Below are 13172 nucleotides of genomic sequence, written 5' to 3' on the forward strand. Positions count from 1 at the left end.
TTTGGTGCTTTCTTTAGGAGTGACCTTCTTTTTTATAGTATCGGCAGTTTCTTTTGCTGCGTCTTTAAGATCTTCAGAAGGGGAGGTGTTAGGCAACTTCATTTTTTCTTCCGCACTAATTCCTTCAATTTTTTTCTGCCGGGACATCTTCTTTACCGGCTTCTTTTCTGCTTGTTTTTCTCCGGTTTTTAAATCCGCTTTTTTCTTATTTGTTTTTTTATCAGCTGGTTTTTTAGTGCCGGTCTTTTTCTCGGGATTTTCCTGGGGCGTAGTGGTTACTTTGGTTGCAGGGGCGGCAACATCGGGTACCTGCTCATCGGTTAGAGGCTTCTGGAATTTGGCAGGTTTAGAAGTAGTTCCCGATTTTTTCTTTTCTGCGGAAGTTTTTCCAGCCTGTTTTTTTGGCTTCGGATTGGCCGCGGCATCTGCATCGGGCATCTTTGTCTTCGGCAAACCTGTATTCAATTTTGTCGACTTTTTTTCAGAAGCTTCAGCTTTACCTGAAGCCTTTTTGCTGGTTACTTCTTTTTTTGAAGCCGACTTTCCTGAAGAGGTTTTTTTAGGCTCTGTTTTCTTTGAAGTTTTTTTACCTACACCTTTAGGCCCTTTTACGTCTCCCGATTCTTCAGCAGATTTTTTGCCCTTGTCTACAGGGCCTTTCGGAGCTTTTCCGGTGCCTGAAATATTTTTATCAATATCTTTTTTATTACTTTCTTTTTTAGCCATGATTTATTGTTTTATGCATGATTTAATTCCCCTAAGCGGGATCAAGACCCAGTCTGGCCGGTTGTTTAGTTCGTAGTTCATCTCATAGATTGCTTTTTCAAGCAGGAAGATCTGCATGAGGATCTCTGTATCATCCTTGTCTGGTGGTATGAAATCATTTTCCCCAACATGCTTATAATAACCTTCCAGAAAAATTTTGGTGACCACATAATACCAGTTATCGGCCCATGTGTCTAATTCTCCTTCTTTGTTATGATCGTCAATTTCAGATTCCATTATACTGCTATAGGCAGCGTAATGAAAGGAGCGAACCATTCCGGCTACATCGCGCAGCGGAGAACGTTTTAATCTTCTTTCACTAAAAGACCTGGCTGGTTCTCCTTCAAAATCAATTATAACAAAGTCTTTACCTGTCCATAGAACCTGGCCCAGATGGTAATCGCCGTGAGTCCTTATTTTCATTATAGGAATTTTGTGATCGTAGACTTTTTTGAAGGTGCTAAGCACTTCTGCTTTCATATCCAGTACTTCCTGTGCTTCCTCCTGAATATGCTTCGGAAGGGTTTTAATACTCTTCTGAAGGTTTTGGAAAGCATTTCGTGTAAGGGATTGTAATGAGGAGAATAATGATCTCTGGTAGTGTAAAGAGAAGGGTTCGGGCTCAAAATCTACTTCCATAGGGTTTGCTGCCAGTGCTTTATGCATCTCGGCGGTTCTCTGCCCCAGCAGGAACATTCTTTCGGGAAAAACAGCCCCCAGTAATTCTTTCATGTTTTCTGAAAGATCCTGGTAGGAGAGCGGACTAAGCGTATGCGCTATTGGTTCGTACTCCTGGTCTTTTGGCAAGGTGAGTACCCTGTCAAAAAAGCGGTTTAAGGCATCCTTTGTATAATCCCAGGCATCACCCTGGTTTGGTACCAGATCTTGCATCATACCCAACACGATAATGTTCTTGGGGTCGGGTTTGTATTCAATTGCTCCAACAAATCTGGGAGAATTCTTGTATTCTGTTTTTTCAGTAAGATATCGGGTAATCTCCAGGTCTGGATTAATGGTGTTATCAAGTTTCCTGTACAACTTTAAAAAATACCTGTTGTCAAAAATAAGCGAGGTGTTACTTTGCTCTGCATTAAGGATCTTGGAATGAACCTTTTCTGCTTCAGCATCAAATTGATCTTCACTGTGATAGAATACCAGGTTACCACGCCCACTATTAAGTTTTCTTCCTTTTTTAATATTTCTGAAGAGTACATTTCTGAAGTTCTCGCTGTAAACCGAATCAAAAAGATAACCTTCTTCCCCGTCTATCTTAAGTTTTGCAATAATTCCTTTACCCGGAATTTCCTTGTATGCATCTTCTAAAGTTTCACTCATAAAACTGAGTGGCAGCTGATAAACCTCGGGAAGTCCGTCATTATAACTTACTTCAATAGTTATGAGAGTGGACGGTACATCTTTTACAGGAATATCTACTTTATTCACTACAGTGATATTCTGAATAACTCTTGATTTTCCCCCAAACCAGCGACAGGTGTTGAGGTACCCGGGAAGTATATTTTGTTCTAATTTGGTTTTGGTCTTATTATTTAGAAGTTGCTCCCAATTATCAATGCTCAAAGCCGGTGTTTCCGATTGTGCTACATGGCCTTCCTCTTTTTGTAACTGGAACCAGTAGTAACCGTGAGGTGCCATGGTAAACAGGTAAGGATGCTCGGTAATTCTTGGAAACTTATTGTGACTAAAAACCTCTACGGGAATATAACCTTCATAAGCTTCCAGGTCTAACTCTGCTGCCTGCGGGAAACGGGAAAGATTTCCTAAAACAAGAATGTCTTCATCTTCAAAGGTTCTGGTGTAAGCTATGATCTTGGCATTACTCGGAGAAAGGAAATTAATATCGCCACGTCCAAAGGCCTTATATTTTTTTCTCATGCTAATGATCCTCTTCATCCACCATAACAATGAAGAAGAGTTCATCTGTTCGGTCTCTACATTTATAGATTCATATTTGTATGCCGGATCTATAATAACCGGAAGGTAAAGCTTATGTGGATTTGCCTGTGAGAACCCTGCATTTCGGTCAGATGACCATTGCATGGGTGTTCTCACCCCATCGCGATCTCCCAGGTAATAGTTATCACCCATCCCTATCTCGTCTCCGTAATAGATCACTGGGGTACCGGGAAGGGAGAACAGCAGTACATTCATCAACTCTATCTTGTTGCGATTGTTTTCAAGCAGGGGAGCCAGCCTGTGGCGTATCCCAACATTGATCTTTGCCTGCGGGTCTTTAGTGTAGACCTTGTACATGTAATCTCTTTCTTCATCGGTAACCATCTCCAGGGTCAATTCATCGTGATTCCGAAGAAAAATGGCCCACTGGCAGTTCTCCGGAATTTCGGGAGTCTGGTCAATTATATCCATGATAGGATACCTGTCTTCCATTTTAACCGACATAAACATCCTGGGCATAATAGGGAAGTGGTAGTTCATATGACACTCATTGCCCTCTCCAAAATATGCCGCCGAATCTTCGGGCCACATGTTTGCCTCTGCAAGCAGAAGTTTATTTTCATATTTGTTATCTACATGTGCCCTTAGCTTCTGAAGAAATTCATGGGTCTCCGGCAGGTTTTCACAGTTTGTTCCTTCTCTTTCAAAAAGATAAGGCACGGCATCAAGCCTGAAGCCATCTACTCCCAGGTCAAACCAGAAGTCCAGTACATCAAAAACTTCCTGCTGTACTTTTGGGTTGTCAAAATTTAAATCTGGTTGATGACTGAAGAAACGGTGCCAGAAATATTGTTGAGCAACAGGATCCCAGGTCCAGTTAGAAGGTTCGGTATCTGTAAAAATGATTCGGGTGTCCTTATATTTGGTAGGATCATCGGTCCATACGTAATAATCTCTTTCGGGAGAACCTACGGGAGCATGGCGTGCTTTCTGAAACCAGGGGTGCTGGTCTGAGGTGTGATTAATTACCAGCTCGGTGATGATCTTTAATCCGCGCTCATGGGCTTCATCTATCAATTTTTTAAAAGTATCGAGATCTCCGTAAGAAGGATTGATACTGTAATAATCGGCTATGTCATAACCATCATCCCGAAGGGGAGAAGGATAAAAGGGTAACAGCCATATTGCGGTGACCCCCAGGTCTTCCAGGTAGTCCAGCTTTTGCAGGAGACCTTCAAAATCTCCTATGCCGTCGCCATTGCTATCAAAAAAAGCTTTAATATGTAGTTCGTAAATAATAGCATCTTTATACCAGGTTTCCTGATCGCTCGCTTGCAGTGGTTTGATCATTTGTTTATATCTTTTTACTGTATTGGTTTCTTAGTTTCAACTTTTAAAATATGTGCGGGAATGGCTCTTGGATGCAGTTCTACGTAATTCCATGCGTCCTGCCATATATAACTGGCTCCTGTTAATAGGTCTTTCACCGAATAGGAGTCATGATCACCTATTTCCAGCCTTTCGAGAGGTACTTCTACCCAGCCAGATTGTGTATGGTGCGGGTCGAGATTGACTACAATGATTAATTTATTGTTGCCATCTTTATCAACCTTTGAATAAGAGATCAATTGATCATTATCTGTTTTACAGAATTCTATGTTCCAGGTGGTTTGCAGTGCCTCGTTCTCATTTCTTATCCTGTTCAGGATGCTTATCATCTCCTTGATACGGGTGTTCCGGTGCCAGTCCCAGTGGTAGATCTGGTACTTTTCGGAATGAACATATTCTTCTTTTCCGGGATAGGGCTCATTGAGTCCGAATTCAAAGACGGGTCCATAGAGACCGTAATTAGAAGACATTGTTGCTGCCAGGATAAGCCTTATAAGGAAAGAAGGCTCCTCTTTGTGCTCCAGGGAAATAGGAAGAATATCAGGCGTGTTGGGCCAGAAGTTGGGCCTGTAGTATTCCCTTACTTCAGTCTTGGTGAGTTCGGTGAGATATTCCTCAAATTCTTCTTTGGTATTTCTCCAGGTGAAATACGTATAAGACTGGTTAAAGCCTATTTTTGCCAGTTCTTCCATAACTCTGGGCCGTGTAAAAGCTTCGGCAAGAAAAATTATTCCCTCGTGGTCTTTGTTGATTTCGCTTATGCACCATTCCCAGAAAGGAAAGGTCTTGGTGTGCGGATTATCAACTCTAAAGACCGTTACGCCTTTATCAATCCAGAATTCTACAATACTTTTTAATTCATCCCAAAGGTTCTCCCAGTCTTCTGTTTCGAAATTTACCGGCAGTACATCCTGGTATTTCTTCGGCGGATTTTCGGCATATTGTACTGTACCATCAGGCCTCCATTTAAACCATTGTGGATGATCTTTTACATAAGGATGGTCTGGGGAACACTGTATTGCAAAATCTAGTGCTATTTCAATCCCCATATCTTTAGCCTTTTTTACCAGTCGGGTAAAATCTTCCATAGTTCCCAATTCGGGATGAATGGCTTTATGACCACCTTCTTTGGCTCCAATAGCCCAGGGTGAGCCGGGATCTCCTTCCTCGGCTTCCGTAGCATTATTAAGGCCTTTACGGTGGCTGCGTCCTATTGGGTGGATTGGCGGAAAATAGATAGTGTCAAATCCCATTTTTGACACTTCAGGAAGTATGTTCTCACAATCCCTGAAAGTCCCGTGCTTACCTTTTTCGGGAGATGCCGATCTTGGAAAGAATTCATACCATGCGCTAAAGAGGGCTTTTTTTCTTTCTACTCTTACCTCCAAAGTTTTGTCGTATGGAAAAGCTTTGTCGCGATCTCTTGATTCATACATTGCTTTTGAAGCTGAGTCGCTTAAAGCCTCAGAAACCGCTCTTTGCTCATGCTCTTCATCCCGCAAGAGCTCAATCCATTCTTTCAGCTTCTTTTTATTGGGTGCAGAGGCTCGGGGAAGGGCTTCTTCCATAAGTTCGGCTCCTATAAGTAACTCAGTTTTCAGATTTTGATTAGCGGCGGCTTTTTTCTTAAGACCATCCTGCCAGGTTAAAAAATGATCTACCCATGATTCTATGGTATATTCATAATCTCCGGTCTCTCCCAAAGCAAAGGTTGAGCTCCAGTGGTCGTTGCCCTCAAAGATCATAGGCTGTTCCTGCCATTTTTTCTCACGACCCCGGCCTTTCTTTTTCTTGCGAAAAAGAAGCACAGCATCCACCTTGTCATGACCATCTCCAAAGATGTCGGCTTCAATTTTAATGTCTTCGTCTACAACTCTTTTTATAGGGTATTTTCCACAGTCAATTTGGGGTTTTACATTTCTAATACTAACTCGCTTATGACCATTAATTTTCATAGGGTGATTTTATTGGATAAATGGTTGATTATTTCCCGAAATGCCAGTGATTTCGGGTCTGTCTGCATTCTAAAACACTTAAATTTAGGTAAGTATATGCACACCCTTAGTTAAAAAACTATTAAACATTAAATCTTCCATTTTATCCTTCTTAGCTTTGAGTGTATTTGAAATTCAGGAAGAAAGATATTTATGGGAAAGAAAGTCGGTGCAGTATATATAGGACATAAAAAAGTTGAATTTTGCATATGGGCACCTTTTGCCGAATCTGTTGAAGTACACTTCGAAAAATCAGGAAACTTTGAAGCTCTTATAAAGGACGAAAAAGGCTACTGGTCTAAAGAAGTTCAAAATATCACACCGGGCGCAACATATAAATACCGCATTGACCACAAAGATGAATTTCCCGATCCTGCTTCTCTTTCACAACCCCAAGGCGTTCATTCCTGGTCACAAGTAGTAGACCATAAGGCCCATCAATGGCAGGATGAGCTATGGAAGGGCAGGAAGCTTTCAGAAATGATCATCTATGAACTTCACGTGGGCACCTTTACCCAAGCAGGTACTTTTGAGGCGGTAATCGATAAGCTCGATCATCTTGAAGAATTGGGCATAAACACACTCGAACTTATGCCCATTGCGCAATTTCCCGGGACGAGAAACTGGGGTTACGATGGGGTTTATCCCTTCGCGGCGCAAGATAGCTACGGGGGCGTTGCAGGCCTTAAAAAACTTATAGACGCCTGTCATGCCCGGGGCTTTAGCGTAATCCTCGACGTGGTGTACAACCACCTTGGTCCCGAAGGAAATTACATCTCCCAATACGGCCCGTACTTTACAGATAAATACCACACCCCGTGGGGTAGTGCCCTTAATTTTGATGACGAATATTCCGATCAGGTAAGGCATCATTTTATACAGAATGCCCTCATGTGGCTTGAAGACTTCCACTTAGACGGATTGCGGCTCGATGCGGTTCATGAGATCATAGACAGGGGGGCAAGGCATTTTCTAAAAGAATTGAGCGAGAAGACCGATGAGCTGGAGGCTAAAACCGGAAGAAGTTATGCGCTTATTGCCGAAAGTGATCTCAACGACACTAAATTAATAAAAGACTACGAGAGCGGCGGATTTGGACTTGAAGGCCAGTGGGTTGACGATTTTCACCATGCCCTGCATACGGTGCTAACAGGTGAAGACGCAGGTTATTATGCTGACTTCGGAAAAATGGAATACCTGGCGAAATCCTTTAAACAGGCTTTTATCTACGATGGCATTTATTCCCCCTTTCGCAAACGTAGCATAGGCAACAATCCTGAAGGAATGGAGCCATCAAATTTCGTGGTATGTATCCAGAATCACGACCAGGTGGGCAATCGGCTTTTGGGAGAAAGAATGGCCGAATTGGTCAGTTTTGATAAACAGAAGCTGGCTGCGGCAACTTTACTTTCAGCCCCTTTTGTTCCTATGCTTTTTATGGGAGAGGAGTTTGGGGAAAAGAACCGCTTTCAGTACTTTATTAGTCATGGTGACCCTAATCTTGTAAAAGCAGTGCAGGAAGGTCGGAAAAATGAGTTTGAATACTTCTTTCACTCTCATTCTGAAGGAGAATTTCCCGATCCGCAGGCCGAAGCTACTTTCAAAAATTCTAAACTGAACTGGGATTTTCAGAAAGATGCGCAACAAGATCAGCTCTTCAACTTTTACAAAGAATTAATAAGACTGAAGAAAAACGGTGCTTTTGAGATGTTTGGTCATCAAAATGCCATTTTTGAAGCTTCTGAAGGCAAAAATCTTCTGAAGGTTTCTGCACAGGAAGGAAATTCAGCTTTAATCGGGATCTATAACTTCGGAAAATCGGTTTATTCAGAAAAAACTTCAGAAAAAGTAAATCCACAGGTCCTCATTTGTTCTGCAGATAAGAAATGGGGTGGAAACAAGGAGTTGGACGAGCTTGTAGATCCAGAAAATATTACTGTGCCCCCTGAGGCTGTTTTGATTTACAAATCTTAAAAAGATCCTTTAAAAATGCCCTTTTTGGAACCTAAGTTCCTTGAGGGGATCACTAACTAATTAAAAAATATTATGAGCAAGAAATATGTATGTGTGCACGGGCATTTTTACCAGCCACCAAGAGAAAACCCCTGGTTGAACAAGGTAGAGATACAGGAATCTGCATACCCTTACCACGACTGGAATCACAGGATTAACGCAGAATGTTATGTGAGGAATTCTGCTTCCAGGATCCTAGATGAGGAGGGAAAAATACAGGCGATCATGAATAATTATGCCTGGATGAGTTTCAACATTGGCCCAACTTTACTGGCCTGGATGCAAAATGAAACTCCCGAAACTTACGAGGCCATCCTGGAAGCCGATAAGCTGAGCCAGGAAACATTTTCGGGTCATGGCGCCGCCCTGGCCCAGGCTTATAACCACCTTATTATGCCCCTGGCCAATAAGAGGGATCAGGAAACACAGGTAATTTGGGGAATCGAGGATTTTAAATCCCGCTACGGCCGTATGCCCGAAGGCATGTGGCTGGGAGAAACCGCCGTGAATACCGATGTGCTCGAAATGCTGGCAAAACACGGTATAAAATTCACCATTTTATCGCCTTATCAGGCCAAACAGGTGAGAAAAATTGGCACAAAAGACTGGGAAGACGCCACAGGTGCCAAAGTAAACACCCGCCGTGCCTATACCTGCAAGCTGCCTTCGGGCAATGAAATAAGCCTTTTCTTTTACGACGGCCCGGCTTCACAGGCAGTGGCGTTTGAAGGGCTGCTCAATAACGGGGAAGCCTTTGCCGATAGGCTTAAAGGCCAGGTTGCCGATCACGACAAAATGGAACTGGTGCATATAGCAACCGATGGCGAAAGCTACGGTCACCATCATAAGCTGGGGGAAATGGCTCTTTCTTATTGCCTGCATTCGCTGGAAGAGGATGAAGAGGTAAATCTTACCATTTACGGAGAATTCCTGGAAAAGTTTCCTCCCGAATATGAAGCACAAATTATTGAAGATACCTCCTGGAGCTGTTATCATGGCGTAGAACGCTGGCGCAGCGACTGTGGTTGTAACACCGGCGGCAATGAAGACTGGAACCAAAAGTGGCGTAAACCCCTGCGGGAGGCTTTTGACGGGGTTCGGGAGAAACTCATAGTTCTTTATGAAAAGCAAATGCAACCCTATACTTCCAATCCCTGGGAAGTGAGAAATAAATATATACAGGTGATCCTCAACCGGGAAAACAGTAATGTAAAGAACTTTCTTTCAGAAAATTTTGGAGGGGAGCTTTCCGAAGAGGATGAAGTGAAACTGCTTAAGCTACTGGAAATGCAGTACCACACTATGTTGATGTACACCAGTTGTGGCTGGTTCTTTGACGAGGTGAGCGGCATTGAATCTATGCAGGATATTTTCTATGCACAACGGGCTGTGCAGCTGGCTGAAGAAGTAAGTGGCGACAGTTACGAGCCAGATTTTGTAGCATCGCTCAAGAGGATACCGAGTAATATTCCGGAATATGGCACTGTGCATAAGGCTTACGAGCTTTTTGTGAAACCGATGGAGCTCGATATGATAAGGATTGGAGCCCACTATGCCATCTCTTCTATTTTTGAAGAATTTCCCGAAGAGGTGACGCTTTATAATTTTAGTGCTACTACCAAAGCCAGTCACTATTATGAGGCCGGAAAACAAAAACTAATGATTGCCCGTACAGAGTTTCGCAGCGATATTACCTGGGAAAAGCTTGATATCTCGTATGCCGTGCTATACATGGGAGATCATCATATTTTTGGGGGAGTAAGGCAGTATATAGACGCCGAATCACTTGAAGAACTGCACAATAAAATGTCTTTTTACTTCGAAAAAGGAAATATTTACGAGATTTTCAATTTGATGGATACGCACTTCGGAAATCACAATTATTCCTTCTGGCATTTGTTCAGGGATGAGCAACATCTTATTATGAAACAGGTGATGGAAAACAACCTGAAAGGGGCCGAGGGTGCTATGCAGCAGTTGTATGATAACACCTATCCTTTGTTGAAAACCTTCCAGGAGATTGACATGCGGGTTCCCTCCAGGCTTAAATTACCTGTAGAAATGGCCGTTAACAACAGGCTTATAAAAGAACTCAAGAAGAAAGACTGCAACTTTAAAAAACTGGAGCTCCAAATAAAATCAGCAATATCTATACAGGCTAACCTTGACATGGTGACCCTAAACTTCCTTGTTGACCGTCGCCTTACGGAAAAAATGCTGGAACTCGAGAAAAATCCGTTAGATCTTAAATTGCTGAAAAAAGTTAATTCCCTGCTTCAAATGCTGGAAGATACGCCGTTATCTCCCGAAAAATGGCAGGCACAGAATATCACTTTTGGCATAAAAGAAGAACATTATCAGGACATGCTTGAGCGGAGTGAAGAAGGAGATGAAATTGCAGTAAAATGGGTGCCGGCCTTCCAGGAGCTTGAAGAATCTGTTAACCTCACTGTCGAATGAAAAATCCTGTTTCTACATATAGAATTCAGCTTTCCCCTGAATACACGCTTGAAGATCTCAATGAAATTCTCGACTACCTTGAAAAACTTGGAATTTCTACCATTTATTCGGCACCTTTTTTTCAAGCGCGCAAGGGGAGCAGCCACGGCTATGATATTACCAATCCGTTTAAACTCAATAAAGCGATTGGAAGGCTTGACACCTTCAGGAACCTAAGTAACAGGCTCAAACAAAAGAAAATGTCATGGCTTCAGGATATCGTTCCCAACCACATGGCTTTTGACGGAGACAATATCTGGTTGCAGGATATCTTTGAACTTGGCCCTGAATCTTTGCACTACAATTTCTTCGATATAGATTGGGAACAATCAGGAAAAGTTATGGCCCCTTTTCTAGGAAATCCCCTGCCCGAGGTCATTAAGAACAAAGAATTACAGCTTAAGGTGTCAAAAAGGGGATTTTTGTTCAGGTATTTTGATCATGAATATATGGCCTCTGACCGTTCTTACGCAGAAATCCTCGGAAATGAATTCGGTGAAAAATGGCAGGATAAATTTAGGAATTTTTCGGCTGAAAGTGAGAATTGGGAAGAGTTGAAAGAATATTTCCTGAGGGAGTATGATAAAGATCCAGGCTTCCGAAGTAAAATTGACAATAGAATAGAAGAGATCAATGCTTCCGAAGAAAAAATCAGGAAGATCCTCGAAGAACAGTATTTTTTACCGGCTCACTGGAAAGAGACCGAAACCAACATTAATTACCGCAGATTCTTCACCATAAATGATCTCATTTGCTTACGGATGGAAGACAAAGAGGTTTTTGAGAGTTATCACCGGTTCATACTTCAGCTCTGTGAGGAAGATCTAATTCACGGCCTGCGTATTGATCATATCGACGGACTCCTGGATCCAAAGGCTTATCTTGAAAGGCTTCGGGAAAAGCTGGGGCCCGATTTTTACATCACAATAGAAAAGATCCTGGAATGGGATGAAAAATTACCTGTACACTGGCCGGTAGAAGGCACTAGTGGATATGGATTTTTAGCGACTGTAAATCAATTGCTTACCAACCCTAAGAGTGAGAATGAATTTTTTGACGCTTACCAGGCACTTTACCCAAAGCAGGAAGATTATCATGACCTGGTGTATGAGCAAAAGCTGTTTATCCTGGAAGAGAGAATGGGGGGCGAATATAAAAACCTGTGGGAACTGGCTTTAAAGTTCAATCTTCTCGAAAAAGAAGAAAAATACAAGCAGGCTTTGGGGGCATTTTTGGCTGCCTTTCCTGTATATCGCATTTATCCTGAAGAATTTCCCTTGAGAAAGAGGCAAAAAAAGATCATTGATGCAGCTTTTAAAACTGCTGCCGCACATAAGCCCGATCTTAAAAATGAGCTGGAAAAGTTTAAAGATATTTTCTTGGGAGAGGCAAAAAAAGACCGTGAAAACATGCTGCAATTCCTGCAGCGGTGTCAGCAGTTCACGGGACCTTTGGCGGCCAAGGGCGTTGAAGACACTACCTTTTATATTTATAATGAATTGATCTCCCACAATGAAGTGGGGGATTCACCCGAAAATTTTGGGCTCTCTGTAAACGGTTTTCATGAGCGGATGAAATTACGGCTCGAAGATTTTCCGCTTTCTATCAATGCTACTGCGACTCACGACACCAAACGTGGGGAAGATGCCCGCATGCGGCTCGATGTATTGAGTGAAGTGGGAGAAGAGTGGTTTCAAAAAGTAGCCGATTGGAGGGAGATTGCCAAAAATGTGAGAAAAGATCCTGCTGTTCCCAATGCAAATGAAGAGTATTTCATTTTCCAGATGCTCATAGGAGCCTGGCCATATATTGGCGAACCGGGAGAAGAATTTTTAGAGCGATCTACAGCCTACCTGCAAAAGGTACTTCGCGAGGCCAAGGAAAATTCGTCATGGGCTGCACCAAATGAAGACTATGAAAATAAAGTATATGATTTTCTTGAAGCTTTGCTGAAAAACCTGTCTTTCAAGAAATCATTTACCCAGTTTCATAAAAAGATCTCGGCATACGGAGCAATAAAATCACTTTCTCAATCTCTGCTGAAAGTTACCGCCCCTGGAATTCCCGATATTTACCAGGGTACCGAACTTTGGGACCTGAGCTATGTAGATCCCGATAACCGCCGACCTGTAGATTATGAACTTCGGAAAAAATATCTGGCCGAATTTGATTCAGTAACTCCCGAAGCATCCGGGCAGCATCTTGAGAACCTGAAGCGAGATTACACTTCAGGAAAGATCAAGATGTACTGCCTGCACCGGGCACTTAAAGCGCGTAGGGAAATACCCAGTACTTTTGAAAAAGGGGAATATATACCGCTGGAAGTTAAAGGGGAATTGCGCGAAAGCGTAGTGGCTTTTGCCAGGAAGGATGAAAAAAATACGGTTCTGGTTATTGTGCCGGTCATGGTCACCCATCTTTTTACTGAAGATCTTCAGATTAAAGACCAGAAACAGGAGCTGAAAATAATTTTGCCTGAAAACCTAAAGGGAACTTTCAAAAATGTCATTTCTGAAGAAGATTTTTCTTCCGAAGAAATTGAAGTTCAAAAGCTATTCAGAAGCTTTCCCGTTGCACTTTTAAAAAAGAACAATTAAT

General features: G+C 42.4%; 5 protein-coding genes. 3 read left to right on the plus strand and 2 right to left on the minus strand.

The features are described from left to right. Positions 1-729 precede the first annotated feature (729 nt). Together treS and V5739_RS15555 are read right to left on the minus strand one after the other, a co-directional pair. Positions 730-4029: a maltose alpha-D-glucosyltransferase gene (gene treS / locus V5739_RS15550; protein WP_423818924.1), complete on the minus strand. Its 3300-nt coding sequence runs from the start codon at positions 4027-4029 to the stop codon at positions 730-732. Positions 4030-4043: 14 nt separating this feature from the next. Then, positions 4044-6023, minus strand: coding sequence for an alpha-1,4-glucan--maltose-1-phosphate maltosyltransferase (locus V5739_RS15555; protein WP_423818925.1), 1980 nt, complete (start codon positions 6021-6023; stop codon positions 4044-4046). A gap of 192 nt (positions 6024-6215) precedes the next feature. Here V5739_RS15555 and treZ point away from each other — a divergent pair, with 192 nt between their 5' ends. From treZ to treY, 3 genes are all read left to right on the plus strand, one after another. Further along, positions 6216-8036, plus strand: a complete 1821-nt coding sequence (gene treZ / locus V5739_RS15560; protein ID WP_423818926.1) for a malto-oligosyltrehalose trehalohydrolase — start codon at positions 6216-6218, stop codon at positions 8034-8036. 72 nt (positions 8037-8108) lie between these two features. Beyond that, positions 8109-10535, plus strand: a complete 2427-nt coding sequence (locus V5739_RS15565) for a DUF3536 domain-containing protein (RefSeq protein WP_423818927.1) — start codon at positions 8109-8111, stop codon at positions 10533-10535. After that, on the plus strand, positions 10532-13171 hold the full coding sequence (gene treY, locus V5739_RS15570) for a malto-oligosyltrehalose synthase (RefSeq protein ID WP_423818928.1): 2640 nt from the start codon (positions 10532-10534) through the stop codon (positions 13169-13171). Before V5739_RS15565 ends, treY begins: the two co-directional genes overlap by 4 nt. Position 13172: the final 1 nt, after the last annotated feature.

This window comes from Salinimicrobium sp. TIG7-5_MAKvit, from assembly GCF_049569215.1.
Classification (GTDB): Bacteria; Bacteroidota; Bacteroidia; order Flavobacteriales; family Flavobacteriaceae; genus Salinimicrobium; species Salinimicrobium profundisediminis.

What these genes read in the sequence shown, in the direction of transcription:
- treY (WP_423818928.1), top strand. Translation starts at nt 10,532, where the DNA reads ATGAAAAATCCTGTTTCTACATATAGAATTCAGCTTTCCCCTGAATAC.
- V5739_RS15555 (WP_423818925.1), bottom strand. Translation starts at nt 6,023, where the DNA reads ATGAAAATTAATGGTCATAAGCGAGTTAGTATTAGAAATGTAAAACCC.
- V5739_RS15565 (WP_423818927.1), top strand. Translation starts at nt 8,109, where the DNA reads ATGAGCAAGAAATATGTATGTGTGCACGGGCATTTTTACCAGCCACCA.
- treZ (WP_423818926.1), top strand. Translation starts at nt 6,216, where the DNA reads ATGGGAAAGAAAGTCGGTGCAGTATATATAGGACATAAAAAAGTTGAA.
- treS (WP_423818924.1), bottom strand. Translation starts at nt 4,029, where the DNA reads ATGATCAAACCACTGCAAGCGAGCGATCAGGAAACCTGGTATAAAGAT.